At 34.9% G+C, this 20,166-nt stretch carries 23 protein-coding genes and 1 riboswitch; of the genes, 3 read left to right on the top strand and 20 right to left on the bottom strand.

Features of this window, described 5'->3' with window-relative positions:
* Positions 1-12 precede the first annotated feature (12 nt).
* The 3 genes from rpsA to NST14_RS07920 all read right to left on the bottom strand — a co-directional run bounded on the left by rpsA (position 13) and on the right by NST14_RS07920 (position 2,474).
* The gene (gene rpsA, locus NST14_RS07930) at positions 13-1,161 is read right to left on the bottom strand and encodes a 30S ribosomal protein S1 (protein WP_000229569.1); all 1,149 of its coding nucleotides are present in this window, start codon (positions 1,159-1,161) and stop codon (positions 13-15) included.
* Between the two features lie 333 nt (positions 1,162-1,494).
* On the bottom strand, positions 1,495-2,172 hold the full coding sequence (gene cmk, locus NST14_RS07925; protein ID WP_000361264.1) for a (d)CMP kinase: 678 nt from the start codon (positions 2,170-2,172) through the stop codon (positions 1,495-1,497).
* Between the two features lie 128 nt (positions 2,173-2,300).
* A complete protein-coding gene (locus NST14_RS07920; protein WP_000738061.1) occupies positions 2,301-2,474 on the bottom strand; it encodes a YpfB family protein in 174 nt (57 codons plus the stop codon).
* A gap of 180 nt (positions 2,475-2,654) precedes the next feature.
* On the opposite strand from NST14_RS07920, the gene ansA reads away from it, so the two are divergent.
* A complete protein-coding gene (ansA, locus tag NST14_RS07915; protein WP_000822020.1) occupies positions 2,655-3,629 on the top strand; it encodes an asparaginase in 975 nt (324 codons plus the stop codon).
* A 37-nt stretch (positions 3,630-3,666) separates the two neighbouring features.
* Here the strand turns inward: ansA and NST14_RS07910 are convergent, their stop codons facing one another.
* The 12 genes from NST14_RS07910 to NST14_RS07855 form a co-directional block, all read right to left on the bottom strand.
* Entirely contained in the window at positions 3,667-4,647 is a 981-nt protein-coding gene (locus NST14_RS07910) for a YpdA family putative bacillithiol disulfide reductase (RefSeq protein ID WP_001168493.1), read from the bottom strand.
* A 109-nt stretch (positions 4,648-4,756) separates the two neighbouring features.
* The gene (locus tag NST14_RS07905) at positions 4,757-5,287 is read right to left on the bottom strand and encodes a peptidoglycan recognition protein family protein (RefSeq protein WP_001240643.1); all 531 of its coding nucleotides are present in this window, start codon (positions 5,285-5,287) and stop codon (positions 4,757-4,759) included.
* 79 nt (positions 5,288-5,366) lie between these two features.
* Positions 5,367-5,603: a DUF3961 domain-containing protein gene (locus tag NST14_RS07900; RefSeq protein ID WP_001983018.1), complete on the bottom strand. Its 237-nt coding sequence runs from the start codon at positions 5,601-5,603 to the stop codon at positions 5,367-5,369.
* Positions 5,604-5,695: 92 nt separating this feature from the next.
* Positions 5,696-5,905: a hypothetical protein gene (locus NST14_RS07895; RefSeq protein ID WP_229142938.1), complete on the bottom strand. Its 210-nt coding sequence runs from the start codon at positions 5,903-5,905 to the stop codon at positions 5,696-5,698.
* Positions 5,906-5,983: 78 nt separating this feature from the next.
* Entirely contained in the window at positions 5,984-7,270 is a 1,287-nt protein-coding gene (gene gudB / locus NST14_RS07890; RefSeq protein ID WP_000225176.1) for an NAD-specific glutamate dehydrogenase, read from the bottom strand.
* Between the two features lie 267 nt (positions 7,271-7,537).
* Positions 7,538-8,146: a genetic competence negative regulator gene (locus NST14_RS07885; protein ID WP_001235392.1), complete on the bottom strand. Its 609-nt coding sequence runs from the start codon at positions 8,144-8,146 to the stop codon at positions 7,538-7,540.
* Between the two features lie 77 nt (positions 8,147-8,223).
* Positions 8,224-9,099 carry a MerR family transcriptional regulator gene (locus NST14_RS07880; RefSeq protein ID WP_001142636.1) on the bottom strand — a complete coding sequence of 292 codons (876 nt, stop codon included), beginning with the start codon at positions 9,097-9,099 and terminating at the stop codon, positions 8,224-8,226.
* Positions 9,099-9,875: a metallophosphoesterase gene (locus NST14_RS07875; RefSeq protein ID WP_341118480.1), complete on the bottom strand. Its 777-nt coding sequence runs from the start codon at positions 9,873-9,875 to the stop codon at positions 9,099-9,101. The genes NST14_RS07880 and NST14_RS07875 overlap by 1 nt, the downstream gene beginning before the upstream one ends.
* Positions 9,876-9,932: 57 nt before the next feature.
* Positions 9,933-10,412: a LysM peptidoglycan-binding domain-containing protein gene (locus tag NST14_RS07870; RefSeq protein ID WP_001254346.1), complete on the bottom strand. Its 480-nt coding sequence runs from the start codon at positions 10,410-10,412 to the stop codon at positions 9,933-9,935.
* A 22-nt stretch (positions 10,413-10,434) separates the two neighbouring features.
* Complete coding sequence (locus tag NST14_RS07865; protein WP_001025765.1) at positions 10,435-10,998, bottom strand: CPBP family intramembrane glutamic endopeptidase; 564 nt, start codon at positions 10,996-10,998, stop codon at positions 10,435-10,437.
* Positions 10,998-12,527 (bottom strand): RecQ family ATP-dependent DNA helicase, encoded by a 1,530-nt coding sequence (locus tag NST14_RS07860; RefSeq protein WP_000762996.1) that lies wholly within the window; start codon positions 12,525-12,527, stop codon positions 10,998-11,000. The genes NST14_RS07865 and NST14_RS07860 overlap by 1 nt, the downstream gene beginning before the upstream one ends.
* Positions 12,517-13,578, bottom strand: coding sequence for a helix-turn-helix domain-containing protein (locus NST14_RS07855; protein ID WP_001176996.1), 1,062 nt, complete (start codon positions 13,576-13,578; stop codon positions 12,517-12,519). The genes NST14_RS07860 and NST14_RS07855 overlap by 11 nt, the downstream gene beginning before the upstream one ends.
* Positions 13,579-13,845: 267 nt before the next feature.
* Between NST14_RS07855 and NST14_RS07850 the strand changes: the two genes are divergently transcribed.
* Positions 13,846-14,094 carry a ferredoxin gene (locus tag NST14_RS07850; RefSeq protein ID WP_001151996.1) on the top strand — a complete coding sequence of 83 codons (249 nt, stop codon included), beginning with the start codon at positions 13,846-13,848 and terminating at the stop codon, positions 14,092-14,094.
* A gap of 123 nt (positions 14,095-14,217) precedes the next feature.
* Here the strand turns inward: NST14_RS07850 and NST14_RS07845 are convergent, their stop codons facing one another.
* On the bottom strand, positions 14,218-14,796 hold the full coding sequence (locus NST14_RS07845) for an ECF transporter S component (protein WP_000810854.1): 579 nt from the start codon (positions 14,794-14,796) through the stop codon (positions 14,218-14,220).
* 162 nt (positions 14,797-14,958) lie between these two features.
* A riboswitch (FMN riboswitch) is annotated at positions 14,959-15,098 on the bottom strand.
* A 245-nt stretch (positions 15,099-15,343) separates the two neighbouring features.
* On the opposite strand from NST14_RS07845, the gene NST14_RS07840 reads away from it, so the two are divergent.
* Positions 15,344-16,030: a hypothetical protein gene (locus NST14_RS07840; RefSeq protein ID WP_000711807.1), complete on the top strand. Its 687-nt coding sequence runs from the start codon at positions 15,344-15,346 to the stop codon at positions 16,028-16,030.
* Positions 16,031-16,059: 29 nt separating this feature from the next.
* On the opposite strand, the gene NST14_RS07835 is transcribed toward NST14_RS07840, so the two are convergent.
* The 4 genes from NST14_RS07835 to resD all read right to left on the bottom strand — a co-directional run bounded on the left by NST14_RS07835 (position 16,060) and on the right by resD (position 19,968).
* Positions 16,060-16,674, bottom strand: a complete 615-nt coding sequence (locus NST14_RS07835) for a peptidoglycan DD-metalloendopeptidase family protein (protein ID WP_000645703.1) — start codon at positions 16,672-16,674, stop codon at positions 16,060-16,062.
* Positions 16,675-16,758: 84 nt separating this feature from the next.
* Entirely contained in the window at positions 16,759-17,340 is a 582-nt protein-coding gene (locus tag NST14_RS07830) for a cob(I)yrinic acid a,c-diamide adenosyltransferase (protein WP_103102097.1), read from the bottom strand.
* Between the two features lie 136 nt (positions 17,341-17,476).
* Positions 17,477-19,252 carry a sensor histidine kinase ResE gene (resE, locus tag NST14_RS07825; RefSeq protein WP_000964682.1) on the bottom strand — a complete coding sequence of 592 codons (1,776 nt, stop codon included), beginning with the start codon at positions 19,250-19,252 and terminating at the stop codon, positions 17,477-17,479.
* Positions 19,252-19,968 (bottom strand): DNA-binding response regulator ResD, encoded by a 717-nt coding sequence (gene resD / locus NST14_RS07820; protein WP_000426862.1) that lies wholly within the window; start codon positions 19,966-19,968, stop codon positions 19,252-19,254. The genes resE and resD overlap by 1 nt, the downstream gene beginning before the upstream one ends.
* Positions 19,969-20,166: the final 198 nt, after the last annotated feature.

The raw sequence follows: 20,166 nt of genomic DNA, 5'->3' as shown, positions 1-20,166 counted from the left end.
TTGTACCCCTCTTTATTTTTTTAATTTTTTCAGTTGTTCACCAATAATGTCACTTAATTGGAAAGTAGCAGAATCAGCATTCGGTTCATACTGACTATAATCTTCAGTTACATTATTTTCCTCAAGCGCTTCTTTTATACTTAAAGAAATACGTTTCTCTGCTACATGCACTTCAAGCACTTTCACTTTTACTTCTTGTCCCATTTCCAATACTTCATTTGGATTTTTCACGTGACGATTTGCAATTTGAGATACATGCACAAGACCTTCAACGCCCGGTAAAATTTCAACGAATGCACCGAATGTAACAAGACGTTTTACTACTCCTTCACGAATATCTCCAGCTTTTACTTCGCCACCAACATTTTCCCAAGGTCCCGGTTGAGCTGCTTTAATTGATAAAGAAATACGTTGTGTGTCAGCATCAACAGATAATACCTTTACTTTTACCTTTTGACCTTGCTCTAATACTTCAGAAGGTTGCTCTACACGTTCGTGTGAAATTTGTGAAATATGAACTAAACCGTCCACACCGCCAACATTAACGAAAGCACCAAAATCCGTTAGTCGTTGTACTGTCCCTTCAACAACGTCGCCTTCTTTTAATGAAGAAATTGCTTCTTTCTTCTTAGAATCTAGTTCTAATTCTACTACCGCTTTATGCGAAAGGATTACACGATTTTTTTCACGGTCCAATTCAACAATTTTCACGGCTAATGTTTTGCCTTTATAGTCAGTAAAATCTTCTACATAATGTACTTCTACAAGTGAAGCTGGTATAAAGCCACGAACACCAAGGTCCACAACTAATCCACCATTCACGATATCTTTTACGGTAACATCAAATACGTGACCAGAAGTAAATTTCTCTTGTAATTCTACCCATGCTTTTTCTGCATCAACAGCACGTTTAGATAATACAAGATCATCCTCTTCTAACTTAATAACCTTTAATTCTAGTGTTTGATCTAATTCTACAACATCGCTTGCTTTTTCAATATGAACGTTAGCTAATTCACTAATTGGAATTACGCCATCTGTTTTGTATCCAACATTTACAAGCACTTGTTTCTCTTCAACTTTCGTTACAGAACCTGTAACAACGTCACCAACTTGTAATTCTTTTGAATCCATAACTTCTTCATTCATTTTCTCTACCATGGAAATACCTCCCTACAGAATTGACAAAGCATTTTTTATGTATATACGAAATGAAAACAATTGTTTTCATTTGCATGTTTAAGAATTTATCATCACATACGTAAGCTTCATACATTTCACTAGAAAATATATTAAACCTATATAAATAGTATACAGCAAAATCATGTTGAAGAAAGTATGTTTTGAAATATAATAGCGAATATATTCTGACAGTTTTATTCCTCTTTAACTAACTTCTTATAAATCCGGTCATTTGTCAAGGAAAGAGACTCACAATTCACGTATCCTTTACATTTTTATATAAACAAAAAAGAAAGAGGCTACCCCCTTTCTTTATTTCGCAAACACTCCCGAAACAATACCCATAATTTTTTGGACAACTTCTTCAATTGATAAAGAAGTTGTATCTAATTCCAATGCATCATCAGCTTTTTTTAGAGGAGAAACTTCGCGTTCTGAATCTAATTTATCACGCTGAGCAATTTCTTCTTTTAATTGCTCTAAATTAGAATCGAAACCTTTATTCATATTTTCTAAATGTCTTCTTTCTGCTCTTTCTTCAACAGAAGCAAGCATAAAGATCTTCACTTCAGCATCTGGTAACACATGTGTACCAATATCACGACCATCCATTACAACGCCGCCTTTTTCCGCTAACTCTTGTTGACGGCGTACCATTTCTTCACGAACAAGGCGATGTTTCGCCACAATCGATACTCGATTCGTTACCTCAGGTGTACGAATGACTTCAGAAACATCTTGTCCATTTAAAAATACAAGTTGTGTATTTTCTCCTTGCTGAAACTCGATTTTCACATTTTTTACAACTTCCATTAACTGCTCTTCATTTTCAATATCCACTTTTTGCTCAAGGGCTGCGTATGTAATCGTACGATACATTGCGCCTGTATCAATATAAACGTAAGAAAGCTTCTTCGCTACAACTTTCGCAACTGTACTTTTTCCAGCAGCTGCTGGACCATCTATAGCAATTGAAATTCGTTTATCCATTGTAACACCTCATTTTTTCACTTATAAAACAAAACGAAAAGCAGGTATTCTCCTGCTTCTTCTCATTTGCTTCACGTCATTAAATCCTCAATTATTGTAGCATAATCCTTCATAGAAGAAAATGAAAACTACCTATTCACCTGTAAGATTTCTGCTTTGTTTTTTACCATGACACCTTCATAATAAACAATTTTAGATAAATATTTCACTGATGACTTATGTATAAATAACAATTGCACAACAGAAAGACAAATGAATTGTATTATTAATATACGAATAAGCATTCTCTCCATCTTTTTCAACGTAATGGCTCCCTCCTATACTGTATTTGCACATTTCGTTTCGTAATTTTATACATCGTACATATAGCATTTCATTTTATTGTCATTTTCGAGGCATACTTTTATACATTTCCATTGTCGAATTTACTCAAAACATGTTATGTTCTAAATGTATTTTTTTACTTGAAAGGGGTATAAGCATTGAAAAGAATCCTAGTTTTACACACAGGTGGAACAATTGCAATGGAGGAAGATAAAGAAACTGGGGTCGTACAACCAGGTGAAAAAAATCCTCTTTTAAAATTCATTCCTGATTTAGAAGGCGATGTTGATTTAATCGTTGAAGATGTGTTTCATCTACCATCTCCTCATATGACACCGAGCGAAATGTTACAATTACAAGTCATCATTGATGAAAGAGTAAAACAAGACAACATTCATGGCGTAGTCATTACGCATGGTACGGATACATTAGAAGAAACGGCCTATTTCTTAGATTTAACAGTACAAGCAACTATTCCGATCGTTGTAACAGGCGCAATGCGCTCTAGCAATGAATTAGGTGCTGATGGTCTATATAACTTCTTATCAGCTGTAAAAGTCGCTAGCAGTAGTGAAGCTGCCGAAAAAGGCGTTTTAGTCGTATTAAACGACGAAATTCATTGCGCTACAAACGTAACGAAAACACATACAAGTAATGTAGCAACATTCCAAAGTCCACAGTATGGACCAATCGGTATGGTAACAAAACGTGGTGTTGTATTCCACCATGCTTTAGTACATCACGAAACATATTCAGTAAATAAGGTTTCTAAAAATGTAGTCGTTCTAAAAGCGTACGCTGGTATGGACGATACATTGTTAGCAGCAATTGAAAATCTTCCAGTAGACGGGATTGTTATTGAAGCGCTTGGACAAGGTAATTTACCTCCAAGAACACTTCCTAGTCTAGAACGGCTAATAAATAAAGGAATTCCTGTCGTATTAGTTTCTCGCTGTTTCAATGGGATCGTTCAAGATGTATATTCATATGAAGGTGGCGGCAAACAATTAAAAGATATGGGTATTGTATTCACATACGGTTTAAACGCTCAAAAAGCACGTATTAAATTATTAGTTGCATTAGAGAATACAACTTCTCATGAAGCAATCCAAAACATGTTTATGCACGATTAAAAAAGAAGCTGTCGAAGTTTATTCCGACAGCTTCTTTTTATATTTCTCTTGTTGCAATGGTTTGCGCAATCGCATCCCCATGAAATCGACCGTTCTCAATAAATATTTCATTTGCATTATTTCCAGCAGCAATTACACCTGCAATGAAAATATTTGCAGCGTTCGTTTCCATCGTATCCTCTGCATAAATTGGACGTCCTGTCGCTTCATCAATCCGAACACCCATCTTTGTTAAGAAACTATGATCAGGATGGTAACCAGTCATCGCAAATACAAAATCATTTTGGATTGTATATGCTTCGCCATCAACTGTATACGTTAATGTATGTTCAGTAATTTCTTTCACATGAGCCCCGAAATGCATGTGAATTGTACCATTTCGAACTAACGCCTCAAACTCTGGCAAAATCCAAGGCTTTATGCTTGGTGAATACTCACTTCCGCGATATAGTACCGTTACACGCGCACCAGCTTTCACAAGCTCTAACGCGGCATCTACACTCGAGTTTTTCCCACCTATAACTACTACATCTCGATCAAAATAAGGATGTCCTTCTTTAAAATAGTGAGCTACCTTCTTCAATTCCTCACCTGGAACGTTCATATAATTTGGATTGTCATAATATCCAGTTGCTACAACAATATATTTCGCTATATACATTTCTTTACTTCCGTCACGCTTTGTCGTTTCAACCTGAAAAACTTCTCCATCTTTTTGAACTTTCTCTACTCGTTCAAAAGCATTTACACGTACAGATTTACGCTTTACTACTTCACGATAATACGCAAGCGCTTGATTTCGAACAGGCTTACGATTTTCTGTAATAAAAGCTACATCACCAATTTCTAATTTTTCACTAGAAGAGAAAAATGTTTGATGGGTTGGATAATTATAAATCGCATTTACAATGTTTCCTTTTTCAATTACTAACGGATTTATCCCTACCTTTTGCAACGAAATTGCTGCTGCTAATCCGCACGGACCGCCTCCAATTATGATAGCTGTTTCTTTCTGCATACTCGGTTCACTCCTAGTCTTCTACCAATACACTATTTATAAAAACAAGAAAAAACCTACTTACAGCAGTAGGCACCTATCTTTATTGTATTCATTTTTCATATATTTGTCATCTAAACGAAACGTACATCCGATAGACATCTGCTAAAAACTGCTGAAATTTAATACCTTGTTTCCCTAAAACATTTTCAGGATCAATCTTTCTGGCTGGATCAAGTGTTTTATGTGATACGATATCTTTTTTCGGATTCAAGCCGAAGTTTTGACATAAATACGCATGATACCACGTAAAACGTGTATATGCTTCCCAAAAATTAACATCACCGCCATAACAAAGCTCCACTCCAATGGCAGCCTTATTGGCATCATACCCATATAAGTCATTATCTGTCGGCACACCATATCGAACATGATAAGCAACTTCATTTATAGGAATAATTTCTAGTATTGTTTTGTCATCTATAAATGTATGTGCCGAAGCTTTCGGTTGTATTTCATTAAAATAATCCCGATTCCCAATCGCATTGCTACCAGGATTCCCCGTATCATGGCTTACAATAAACCTTACTTTAGAAAGAGGAATTCCCGGCCGTGAACTTCCATATCCAATATAGTTACGCTCTATAGGAAACATCGCCATTACTACCAACTCCCGCTTCAGAAGATTACCTTACTTCTTTATATATGTATTCGGTAGCAATGTCCTTATAGCATATTTCTTACGCGAAGAGAAAATCGAAAATATTTGATGTGAACACCATAAATAATAAAATACTTACAGCAACTCCATAAAAACCGTAAAACCAAACACAATCTTCTTTCGTATCTAAACCGAAAAATTTATTTACTGATTGTAATAATGTGCCGCGCTTACTTTGTTTGTTTCTTAATACTTCCACTCGTTCTACAACATCTGCTGGCATCATAAATCTTTGGTCTACTGTCATTTTCATCATTTATCTCTCCTTAAAATCATTTCCGTTTTGTTTATCTAAGGAGAGTATAGCACGTTTGTTCGTGTAGAACAAGCGTTCTTTTCTTTTTTATTTTATTTTTCAGCAAATCCAGTAAGAATCGTGATTACAAAGGCGATAATTGGCCCTACTACAACCGCACCAAATATTAAAAACAGTAGCCCTTCCCCGAACACCCGAACAATACTTGTCTTTTTGGCTTTCGTCGTTCTTGCAAGTTCTCCCTCTAACCTCTTAACCTTTTCTTCTAATTGTTCTACCCGTTCCAACATTTCATTTCCCATTTACAACACCTCACTCTAATGCTTCAACAAAAAAACGTGATTCCCTCGAAAGGAATCACGTTTTCTCACAATATAATATTATACCCAACCTCTGAAGCGACTTGCTTCAGCCATTTTACGAACACCGACCATATACGCTGCTAAGCGCATATTCACTTTACGAACTTGTGCTGTTTCATAAATAGAATCAAATGATCTTACCATTACTTTTTCTAAACGTTGTTCTACTTCTTCTTCAGTCCAGTAGTAACCTTGGTTATTTTGTACCCACTCAAAGTAAGATACTGTTACCCCACCAGCACTCGCTAATACGTCTGGAACAAGTAAAATTCCGCGATCTGTTAAAATTTTAGTTGCTTCTAATGTTGTTGGACCATTTGCAGCTTCAACAACGATTTTTGCTTTAATATCATTAGCATTTTCTTCTGTAATTTGGTTCTCAATTGCAGCTGGAACTAAAATGTCGCAATCAAGTTCTAACAATTCTTTGTTTGAAATTGTATTATTAAATAGTTTTGTTACTGTACCGAAGCTATCACGACGGTCTAATAAATAATCAATATCTAATCCGTTTGGATCATGCAATGCGCCGTAAGCATCTGAGATCGCAATAACTTTCGCACCTGCATCATGCATAAATTTAGCTAAGAAGCTACCAGCATTACCGAATCCTTGAACAACAACGCGTGCACCTTTAATATCAATGTCGCGTTTTTTTGCAGCTTCGCGAATACAAATTGTAACACCTTTCGCTGTTGCTGTTTCACGTCCATGTGATCCACCTAATACAAGTGGCTTACCTGTAATAAATCCTGGTGAATTAAATTCGTCAATACGGCTATACTCATCCATCATCCATGCCATAATTTGAGAGTTTGTGAATACATCTGGAGCTGGAATATCTTTCGTCGGTCCTACGATTTGGCTAATTGCTCGTACATAACCGCGGCTTAATCTTTCTAACTCACGGAATGACATTTCACGCGGGTCACAGATAATTCCACCTTTACCTCCGCCATATGGTAAATCAACAATACCACATTTTAAACTCATCCAAATTGAAAGTGCTTTCACTTCATTTTCTGTTACATTCGGATGGAAGCGAATTCCACCTTTCGTTGGACCAACAGCATCATTATGTTGTGCACGATATCCTGTAAATATTTTAACAGTCCCGTCATCCATACGAACTGGTATTTTCACTGTCATCATACGAACTGGTTCTTTTAATAATTCATATACTTCGTTTGGATAACCCAATTTTTCTAACGCTTCACTAATAACAATTTGTGTTGAATTCAATAGTTCAAAATGTTGTTCCCTTTGTTGTTGTGTTTTTGTTTGAGTTCCCTTTTCGGCTACCATAGTAAGTAAACCCCCTGTAATTTCACTTGTTTAGTAAACCTTCATTGCCTAGTATACACCGTTAAATTTGGAATGCAATAGAAAACGCTAACAAATATATACAAAGTATTTTCTTTTGCAAGCGTTTTCACTATCATTATAGTCCTTTTATCGCTTTTAGAAAAGTAAAATACTTAAATATTTAAATATTTTTTATTTTATTCATGTACAGTACTTTGAAAAAATACATTTAAGTAAGGTAAAAAACAAAACCTTAGCTATGTTACATTAGCTAAGGTTTTGTTTTTTCACAAAGTAATTGTGTATTTGTTCAATTGCTTGAGAAGCCATTAATTCTTTACCATACTCCATTAGACGATAAATAGTTGCTGTAGACGGATTACCATATTCCGCTAAAATAGCTATAAAATCTGCCTTCAGTAATTGTATTTGCTCCTCTTCTTCCATCCAAAGATAGAAACGCCCATCCCACGTATATAATTTTCCGCCAGTTACATCAAGGTTATATAAACGATTCGACAGGTTAATTACGTCATCTAGTGTAGCAAACTCATAAAGGATATGCTCGCTTTCATCTAGAGTCACTTGCATTTCAATAAACTCGTCACGGAACTCATCATCTGTATCCGCTTCTTGATGTTCTTTCGTTACAATTACGACCATTCCTTGCGCTTGTAGAGAAAATACTTCAACTGCAATCGGGCCATCCGCTTCAAATCCCAATTCTTTATTTGCTTCTTGCATCATATCACGAAATAATTGCTGTACTTTCGGTGCATTTCTCCACAAATCTTCTTTCGTTAATCCTCGTTCAGATAAATCATCAAATGTTAAGAAAATTTTTATCTTATTGTAATTTAATCGTTCCAGCCTCATCTCATACCCTCCCTACGCAACCAATGAATATAATTTTTATTATATGAAATAGAAAATAGATGGTTCTTTTCGAACAACTATTCTAACATTTTTAACCAATCATCCCATTCTTCTTTCGTGTCACCAATTAGGCTTGTTTGAATGTTCAACTGATCTCCAGCACCTATTTCTCCTATAACCCCAACAGAAAGGTTTTCACTTTTTTCTTGCAACAAATTCAAGTAGCTCGTTGCGTTCTTCAGTTCTCGTCCGTCATCAAAAGAGATTACTACATATTTAGGTCTTATTTGCTCAACAGCTAACGTAATACTATCTTCCGCTAAGCTTGCCCTAATATATATCACCTCATATCCTTTTAATCGTAAATACGTTGAGAAAACAAACCCTTTCAACATATTACTTTCTAACACAACAACTTTGTGTATAGAAGAAAACGATGATGCATTATGATATACCATCCCTAGACGCGTTTGTAAAAATGATACGACATATTGGAATTGCACCATTGTAACTTCATTATTATTTTTTAACGTTAACAATTTATTTGACACTTGAAGAACAATACTTGCGATAACTTTTTCTGTTGCATAAATACTAAAGGCCTCGTTTAACAATGCAGAAGTTGTAATTTCATCAAATTTTAACAAAGCTTGTAGTAAATCGTCCACTAAAACAACTTCTCTATCGTAATGTATTTCATTTTGAACACTATTCTGCAAACGATTCCCTTCTAATAATTGAACTGCTTGTCCAATCATCATGCCGGAAGAAACCTTGTCCATTAACCATTTCAAAATTTGAATATGCTCTTCTGTATATAATCGATGCCCCGCATGATTCCGCTTTGGGGCAATCATTTGATATCTTCTTTCCCATGCACGAAGCGTACTTGGTTGAACTCCAATTATTTTTGAAACAGCTTTTATGTTATATTTTCCGTTTAGAGTTGGCATCATTTCCCTCCGCATAACGTAATAATATGTGTTTGAGCAGGTGCTCGGAAGCGAAGTGGAATCAACGTTGTTCCATACCCATTACTAACAAAAAGAGTTATATTTGAATGCTTATATACGCCACCTTTTAAATATTTTTTAGATGGGAATAATCGAATCTGCCCTCCATGTGTATGTCCACTTAGCACAAGTGAAATTTGTTCTTTTCCAGACATTTTATTTATTATATCAGGGTTGTGGCTAATTAATATGCGAAAACCATCTTCTTTACAATCAGCCAACGCTAAATCTAAACGATCACGTTCCAAACCAACATCATCTACACCGAGCAAACAAATTTTCTCTCCTAATTCAGACTCAAATACAACTCTTGTATTATCTAAAACTTTTACATTATTTTCTAATAACAAAGCATCTAATTCATGATATTCAATTTCATAATCATTATTTCCCCATACAAAATATACAGGAGCTATTGCTCTTAGCTTTTGTATATTTGCAGAGATTTTCGATAAAGGGACACCTTTTTCCGCTAAATCACCACCAATAATTACAAGATCAACTCTTCCTTTTACTTGGTCAATTAACGAATTCGAAATGACCCTTCTATGAATATCAGATATAAAAAATACATTTACTTTTTGAAAACTTTTCGGAAATTCTTCAAATATTAAAGTATGTTCTAGCACCGTATTACGCATTGCTTCTGTATACATTACAAGAAGCATTATAATACCAATACAAACGAGAGTACTTAATAAGATAATCCATATCATATATTTTTACTCCCCTCCTCATAAAGATAATCCTCAGTTTTTATAGTAAGTATTTTACTAACTTTTTCGCTTTGTGGACTTATCTTTTATCGGAATTTTTAATTCTTGACCTACATTCACTTCATCTTTTTGTAAATCATTATACTTTTTAATCACTTCGATCCCAGTTTCATCTGAAAAATATTGCTTCGCTATACTTTCTAAAGTTTCTCCCTCTTTCACCGTATGCGTGACGACTTTCTCAGATGATGCCTCGGACTCAGATTTAGCTGAATCAAAAAAAATAACCTCAAATGCACTTTTTCCAGCGTTATTACTATCACTTTTCACCTGAATATATTTATCTGTATACCATAAGATGCTAATTGGTAGTAATATGAATAGAAATGTTAAAACTCGAACGAAAATATGATTCATTTTAAACTTTTGTTTTTTTTCTTTATTTCTATGAATTTCACTACGCGGCGGTAAACCTTCTTTTTCTTCCACTCGCTCAACTTCTAATTCCTCTTCAAAATCAGGAATTCGTCTTCTCATGTTGTTCACCACCACCTTCCATTTATTTTCTTAATTGGAGTCCCATTATAAAATCAACAAGAAAGTGTGCAAAGATTGTTATAAACAAATTTCCTGTCCATTCAAATACGTAACCAAAGACAAAACTAATGAAACAGACGAAACAAAACAAAAATGGCTTTTTTATATACCGAATATGTAACACTGCAAATACAAAACTCGCTATTACAATTCCAAAGTGCGTCTGTACTACACCTCTAAATAAAAATTCTTCTGCAAAGCCGATAATGAACGTAATAACGAGTAGATGCATAACTGACATCCCTTGAAACATCCTATCATTAATACCACCATCATCAAACCAAGACTCTGGAAATACTCGCATTGCAACATAATCTAATAACACAATACCAATCGCTAACAAGCCACCTATTATAAGTATAGACACCGGTTCCCATTTCCACAGACTATACACCGATTTTATATCTCGGAATAGTATATATGCTAGTAAACAACCGATACCGATAATAATGAACTGTGTGATATACAGATTCAGCCTTATTTCTTTCGGACTCATATCTTCAATATTATGCCTTTGAATGTTCATCATTCCCCCATCTTTTCTAGACCGAAAAGCTTTTGTAACTCTGTTTCCCAATTATAGTCGAAATCCGATTGTTGCGCTTGTCTTTTTTTATAATCTGTTTTTGTAATATGACAATAGTCGCAGCAATTCTTTAACTCGCCCTCTTTTCTGTAACCGAACTGTCGCAGCAAATATTCTCGTCTACATTCTTTCACTTGTATCCATGATTTCATATTTTCTAGCTCACTATATTTATTACGTAACCTTATTTCTACTTCAGCTATTAATCTGTTCATAATTTCATCTGACAAGCTCTCTAATATTAGTTTTCGTTGTTGTATGATTCCAAGCTGTTCAAGATGATAGCGGATGAAACGCCAATATTGTTCATTAAATCTTGCTGCATTATAACAAATTTCTTCTACCTCTTCTATTGGTAATTCTTTCGTTTGAAACATTCTTTCCTGTAGTAAAGAAAATAAAAATTGTATTTGTGACTGGCTTGGCAATTCATCTTCAATTATTGAAATTGGTAAATCGTGATCTAACGGACTACATAGTAAAATAGCTATACTTGGTTCACCATCTCTTCCAGCTCTTCCGATTTCTTGTAAATAAGAAGCTATATTAGTCGGATAGTGAAAATGAATAATATATCTCGTGTTTGATTTATTTACTCCCATACCAAAAGCACTTGTACATATTACAAGCTGTAATTGGTCATTCATAAACTGCTGTTGAATTAACATACGCTCTTCATGTTCCATACCACCATGATAGAAAGCGACACCAGTAACGCCTTTTCCTCTTAAATATTCCGTTAAACGTTCTGTCCACGCTCTGCTTGAACAATATACAATCCCCGGCCCTTGTAAATACATCACCTGGTCCAAAAGCGCCTCTTTCTTCTCTTCTATCGTCTCTACAAATTGTACTTCCATTGCTATATTTGGACGATCAATAGAGTATACATGCTGCGTCACATTCTCCAAATTCAAACTCTCTGCTATATCTCGGAGTACATCTTTCGTCGCTGTTGCAGTTAATGCTAGCACTGTAGGAGACCCGATATTCTTAATAACTACATTTAGTTTTTTATAATCTGGTCTAAAATCATAACCCCATTGCGAAATACAATGAGCTTCATCCACAACAAATAATGAAATATGAACTTTCTTCAATTCTCTTATTAACAATTCCGACTGCAACATCTCTGGTGATACAAAAATAAATTTATAAGAAGCTAATCTTTTCATCGCTTCTCTTTTTTCCTGTAATGTCCGAAAACTATTAAATGCTATCACTCGGTTTTTCACAACATATTTTAATTGTGTAACCTGATCTTCCATCAAAGATAATAATGGTGATACAACAAGTACTGTCCCTTCTTGCATGAGCCCTGGAAGTTGATAGCACATAGACTTCCCTCTTCCGGTCGGAAGCATCGCTATAACATCTTTTCCTTCCAATAAATCTGTAATTACCCCTTTTTGACCTGGACGAAATTCAGAATATCCAAACCACCTATATAAATATTCCTCAAGTTTCATTTATACCCTCCATCCGCGCCAATACAAGACGAACTTCAAAATAAGAGATATCCTCTCCAACCGCTTGTTTCAACTCACGCAGCTTACGTGTTTGTAATGCATCAATTACTTCTGTTACTTTATCTATTTTGTCTTTTTCCATAAACATCTCGATTGAAAAATCTCTTTCTCGCAAAGCAATTTCAACAAAATGATCTTCTATCGTTGCAACCTTTAGATTTCTAATTGTCGCTATTTCTTCTAATGAGCGCCCTTGCCTCCAAAAATTATATGTTTTTTTTGTTGATAAACTAAATAATTCAGCTCTCTCATTTGGATAAGAAATAATTTCAGCTAATAACGGAAATTCATTTTCATAATCGCGAACTTCTTGTATAAGGAAATGAATTGTACCCCAAAATAAAAAGTACACCCTGAAAACATCTCGTTTCGTAATTTCTGCTAACTGCTGCAATGTACAACCGATACGTTCATATCCTGTTAATCTATATGTTACAATCGTTGCTTCTACCACATCACATTTCCTTAAAAGAGTATATATTTCTTTCCATAATCTTTTTGCCAATTCACTACGCCTATACGGCATACCTGTTAAAAAGCGTTTCACCCAAACCATTATTTCTGTATCTTGTTGAATAGGAATAAACTTCGTATTATTCTGTTGTAAATTAGATATAGTTTGAATAATTAAAGATAATCTTTTCCAAAATGTTTCACCTAATTCACCATAGTGCAAACCATGTAAATGCGCTGGAAAAGCATACCCTTCCTCCCATGTATGTAACTGCATTTTACCTTTAGGTGTTAACAAATATGTATTTTCATGTATTTCTTGAATCAAATCTGCTTGCAACAACTTTGCAACTTCACGATCATATTCAGCTCTATTTAGCGATTTATATATTCCAAACAAAAAAGAAATTCGGAACATATTTCCATCTTGTAACGTTTGCGAAGAACGTTTTCCCTTTAATAAATAATAAATAGAAGAAACGGTCCTTTCACCATTCAATTGTTTTAAACAATACAATACAGTATATTGTAGTTGCATTACCGCTTCCACCTTTCAATCTAACTTAGTTACTCATTAAACTTATCATATGGGCAATATGTACTTGTATATATTCTATTGTACCAAACGAAATAACATTTACGTATTTTGAAAATCTTATGACATAATGCAGAAATTAGTTGACACTCTAATTGATAAGGATTATCATTATAATTTTATGTTGAAAAGTTTTAAAAACCGTTTTACAATAAGGTTATAATTTTTATGGCGAGCTTTTCACATACATATTATCAGGAGGGAAAAAAGATGGCAAAATATACAATCGTTGATAAAGATACTTGTATCGCATGTGGTGCTTGTGGCGCTGCTGCACCAGACATTTATGACTATGATGATGAAGGTATTGCATTCGTAACATTAGACGATAACCAAGGTATTGTTGAAATTCCAGATGTATTACTTGAAGATATGATGGATGCATTTGAAGGTTGTCCAACTGACTCAATTAAAGTTGCTGACGAATCATTCGACGGCGATGCTTTAAAGTTCGAATAGTCTTTTATTAACTTCAAAAAATACCCCTCATTCCTTTGAGGGGTATTTTTTGTTTTCTATTTTCATTCTCCTTATTAAAAAACCATTAGTAGTTACATACTACTAATGGTTTTATTTTATATTTTATGCATTTTTCATTTTTGCAAACACCCATACTTTCAGGCGTGAGAATAACGCTACAAATACAATTGTCACAACAATTCCTTTAATCAAATTAAATGGTAAGATTGCCGTTACAACCGTTGTCTTTATCGCTTCGCTAGACATAGCTGGTGAATTTAAAAACCAAGTGTAAGCTGGGAATATGATGATGTAATTTAATACGCTCATAATAAGAGCCATTGTAATTGTCCCTAGCATTAATCCTGTCGTTAAACTCTTAACAGTACGATACTTTCTAAATAAGAAAGTTGCTGGTCCAATAAATAAACATCCTGCAATAAAGTTAGCAATTTCTCCAACTGGTACTCCCGTTAAACTCCCTTGAATCCCGTAATGTAAAATATTCTTTATCGCTTCTACAATTATCCCTGCAACCGGCCCGAAAATAATTGCAGCAATTAGAGCTGGTACATCACTAAAATCAATTTTTAAAAATGGCGGAAGCCCTGGGAATGGGAAATCCAACATCATCAGTAAATATGCAATACTACTTAGCATCGCTACACTCACCATCTGCACTACACTGTTTTTTTGTTTCATCTTTCTCTCTCCTTTTCCATCGATCATCTCATGGAAAGTGGAAAGGTTCTGCTATGCCTACTTTTTCATAGAACGAAAAAACCCTTTGTGTTTTACACAAAGGGAGAATTTAAGGCACATCAAACAGACGTTCAAATACTTATCTTTTTTGAACGCTTGAACCTCCATCTTCTCCCATCCAGACTGTACTGTCGGCTTTGGAATCACACCAAATCCTGCCTTAACGGCTCGCGGGCTTAGAACAAAATCACATATAGTTCATCACCGCCGGTCGGGATTTTCACCCTGCCCCGAAGATAGACCGATATTCTATTTTCCACTTCATTATACAACAACATGATCGTATTGTGAACAAAAAAATCGTAACTTATTAAAAATAAGTTATTGATTTTACATAATCAAAATCATTCATTATATTTTACAATACACTCCATATTTTTTAGTATTCGGCATTTCTCCTATGAATCCCCTAGTCATATATAATTAAAAGTGATAAGATGTTGAATTGTTAAGATAAGAACATTTTCTGGATTATGGAGGAAATGTCATGAAGAAAGAGAAGAGACACTCTATTCGAGAAACAATGAAAAAAAACTTAAGGAAAGAATACTTTTACTTAAAAAAAGAATTACTTTTCTACTGTCCAATTGATTTAGGCACATTCTCAAGCGAGACATACTATGCTGCTTTCGATGAAGATGGCATCAGTATTTATCAGTATGATAAAAAGACAGAAAGTAAATTAAAATTATGTGAGCGTCATCCGTGGAAGAGTTGGAATAAAGTGAAGGTGGATCATTATTTAACAACTTCACAATTTATTTTTCAAGGTGAGCGAAACTGGATATTATCCCTTTTCCAAAAAGGAAAAGAAGCTCAAAAAATAATCGAAGAGCATACATCTTTACAAACTGAAGTTGTTTCCCGCTCTTTCTTAAAAAAACTTCCTGGTTTCCGTTCTAATGCACCGTTGAATAAATACATCGGCAGCATTTGCTATACTGCACTCATTGCATTTTTATTAAAATGGATGATTCCATTTCAAGGACCACAAATCGCCCTGTACTCTATTTCAATCGGTTGTATGCTTCTTGGTTTACTTTGTTTGACAATTGGTTTAATTGAACCGACTATTGTACTATTTCGAACAAACGAAAAAACAAGAGCGAAAGTATTTTACTTATATAGCTACTTAGCTATTTCTGGATTTATATGTGTCTTTATTTTTTGGTAAAAAAGAGCTAGTTAAACTAGCTCTTTTTTTTACTTTACATATAATTGTTGATTTGGATAAATGAGCTCTTGTTGCAACCCATTTTTTTCTTGAATTTCCTTAACGGACATTCTAAATTTCCGTGCAATGCTAACTAGAGTATCACCTTTTTGGACAACGTATAACGATGAAGAAACTGTTTCATTTCTTTGTTCATGTAAAACAAGCAATGGATTCATCGCATTCTTTTTTGCCATCGTCCATCTTCCTTGATGAACTTCTAAATGTAAGTGTGCACCTCGGGATTCTCCTGTATTTCCTACTTCTCCAATTATTTCTCCTTTTGAAATATAATCCCCTTGAACTACATATCTCTTATTTAAATGTGCATACACAGCCTCATATTCTCCATGTTTAATAAATATAACGTTTCCATAACTACTTGAATAATAAGACTTTGTTACCTTCCCTTCTTGAATAGCTGACACAGGCGTGCCGATCGGTGCCGCTATATCTATACCGTAGTGTTTTCCGTGCCTTGTTCCAAAATAATCACTTATCTGTCCTTCAACAGGCCATGCCCATTGATTTCCCTCTGCGTACACATGTAATTGAGATAAAAACAGTACTGTCAATAACATGACGCCGTATTTTAAAGCTTTCATATACATCCTCCGTTTTCTAATTACGACCATACCTTCTCTATTTTGGTATATTACAGAAAAAACTATACAAAAAAAGAAAGTGAATCACTCCACTTCCTTCTCTTTCTTATCACGAAAAACGATTGCACTGCGATTATACTCTACATCTTTTACTTGTAATCGAGCGTTTATTACTCTAGCTACTGCAAATAAATAATCAGATAATCTATTTACATACTTTAGAACAACTTCATTTATTTCTCCTTCTTTTTGCAGGGACACGATACATCGTTCTGCTCGCCTTACAACTGTACGTGCAATATGAATAGCAGCTGCCGACTCGCTTCCACCTGGTAAAATAAACCGTTCTAGCGGCGGTGCTTCTTCTATATATGAATCAATTCTACCTTCTAAGTTTTCGACCATTTCAATTTTTACTTTATAAGGAATTTTCTCGCCTACTATCGCCAAGTCTCCCCCGCAATCAAATAGTTCATGTTGAATATTTTCAAGTTCATTATAAATATCTCCGAAAGACCCGCCTTGTAGTTTAGTCATCGCATATCCAATATGAGAATTCGCCTCATCTATTGTGCCATATGCTTCAACTCGGATATTATCTTTATCCACTCTGCCGCCTATTACACTTGTTGTCCCTTTATCTCCTGTTTTTGTATATAATTTCATTGCTTTACGACACCCCTCTCATCATTCTTCATTCGACTAAGTTAGAAAAAAGTTCTACTATTATTTATTTAATTGATTTTACAAAAAAATAAACAACAGTAGAACTTTATTCATTATCAACTTTTAAAACGCATATTTAAATTATACGATTCGGTAAATATACAGAGAATGTAGTTCCCTCTCCAACAACACTTGAAACAGCAATTTTCCCATCATGGCCTTGCACAATATTTTTTGCAATCGCAAGCCCGAGTCCTGTTCCACCTTTTTTCCCACGTGTTCTTGCTTTATCAGCTTTATAGAAACGATCAAATAAAAATGGAATATCTTCTTCTGGAATACCAGCGCCCGAATCTTGTACTTCAAAAATAAGACCATTATTTTTCGTATCAATTACAAGCGTTACATGTCCACCTGCGTTCGTATGACGTATTGCGTTATCAATTAAATTCGTCAATACTTGTTCCATACGATCTGCATCAAACGGGTATTGCTCAATTGGATTTTTGAAATCAACCGTTAACGCGACTTCTTTATCCTTTGCAATTCCTTGGAATTTACGACCTATTTTTTCAACGAAAGGATGAATATCAACTTCACCTATATGTAACTCTACATTACCACTTTCCATACGCGCTAAATCTAACAATTCATTTACAAGTTTCCCTAAACGAACGGATTCATCATAAATGATTTGAACAAACTCGTTAATTTCTTCTTTTGTTTGCACAATATCATCTAAAATTGCTTCACTATACCCTTGGAGCATGACCATCGGTGTACGAAGTTCATGTGATACGTTCGCAATAAAGTCTTGGCGCATTTTCTCAAGACGGCGTTCTTCCGTCATATCACGCAATACAGCTACAGCCCCACGAATTTTCGTTTGATTGTAAAGCGGCGTCATAAGAACTACATAGTTACCTTTTTGTAAATTAATTTCAACCACTTGTTGTTGTTCGCTTTCTACAACGAGATGGAATAGTTCAACAAGTTCAGAAGGTAGTTTTTTACTGAGCTCTATCTCTTTTTCTTCTTGCCAAACTTGTAAGAAATGTTCAGCCGGCGGATTGATTACAACGACTTCACCCTCTTGATTTAATGTAATAACCCCATCTGCCATACTACTTAAAATACTAGCTAACTGTTCTTTCTCTTGCTGCAGGGCATTCATATTAAACTTCAACTGTTTCCCCATTTGATTTAAGGCCGTTGCAAGCTCACCAATCTCGTCCTGGGATACCATAGGAGCTTTTGCATCAAACTTCCCACGCGACACCTCAAAAGCAACCTCACGCATTTTACGAAGTGGCGCTGTAATTCGAGTAGATAAAAAGAATGCAAAGAAAGTTGTTAATATAATCGCAATCCCTGCTGATAAGAATATAAAATCAGTCGTTCTTTCCATACCTTGTATCGGTACTTGTAAAGATTCGTATACAAACACTGCACTTTGATTTTTTGACTGCACTGGTTTTCCGACAATCATAATATCATTTTCAGTATTTTTATTCTTTCTACTATTAGAGGCTTTTCTAATGTTATTCTTAATTTCTTTTTTGTCTGTAAAAACAGCCGCTAATTCTTTATCTTCTTTCAAATCATCCATTGTAAGAGTGACTAATCCTTCTTGTTTCGGTGAAGAAGATATTTCTTTACCATCTTCTACAATAATGATCCTTGAAAGTGGGTCAGAGAATTTGTACGCGATATTCTCAATCGTTTTTACATCGGCACCTTCTTCAATTAACTCTGAAACACTTGTTGCAACTTTTTGAAGCCTAGCTTCACTCATATCTACATAATATGTTCTAAAAAACTGTGAAAGTAAAATCGCAACAAATCCAAGCACGAACGAAACGAGAAGTAATATGGTCATCCATAACTTCCCTACTACACTTCTCCAAAGCATCAGTCGTTCACAACCTCAAACTTGTAACCTACGCCCCAAACGGTAACAATCATCTTCGCAGCATCGGGTGATTTTTTACTTAACTTCTCACGTAAACGCTTTACATGCGTATCAACTGTACGTAAATCTCCGAAGAATTCATATTGCCATACTTCTTTTAGCAATTGCTCACGATCGAATACTTTATCAGGCGCTTTCGCTAAGAATAATAGTAATTCGTACTCTTTCGGTGTTAAATTCACCTCATTACCATCTGCTGTAACACGGTGTGCATCATTATCAATTGTTAAATGAGGGAACACAGTAACATCTTTTGTCGTTGTATCTTGTGTAAAGAATGTTGTTGGTACAGAACGGCGTAAGACCGCTTTCACTCGAAGCACTACTTCGCGTGGACTAAATGGTTTCACAATATAATCATCAGTTCCTACCTCAAACCCTTGTACTCGATTTACTTCTTCACCTTTTGCTGTCAACATAATAATTGGCGTTGCTTTCTTCTCACGAACCCCTTTACATACTTCAATACCATCTTTACCAGGCATCATAAGATCTAATAGGATTAAATCATAATCATTTTGCAGCGCCATTTCTAAAGCTGTATCACCATTGTCTGCTTCTTCAATTGTGTATTGTTCTCTCTCTAAATACATTTTCAACAAACGACGAATACGATCCTCATCGTCTACAATTAAAATTCTTGATTCATTTTCCATTTCTACCCGTTGCGTACTTTTACCACAACGGTTCACACCTACCCTTCTATACTATTATGTTGCGCTATTCTCGTTTATTTAAGCAATCTTCTAAATGTTTCACTTCCCATATTATGCTTCACAAGAATAATAAAGTTCGTTCAATTTTTTTCCAAAACTATGTATTTTTTTTGAACAGTATATAATGTCCTCGACATC

This window comes from Bacillus sp. FSL W8-0519, from assembly GCF_038005585.1.
In the GTDB taxonomy this organism is placed as follows: domain Bacteria; phylum Bacillota; class Bacilli; order Bacillales; family Bacillaceae_G; genus Bacillus_A; species Bacillus_A paranthracis.
Note: the sequence above shows the minus strand (reverse complement) of the source record. Positions and strands in the feature narration are given on the sequence as shown.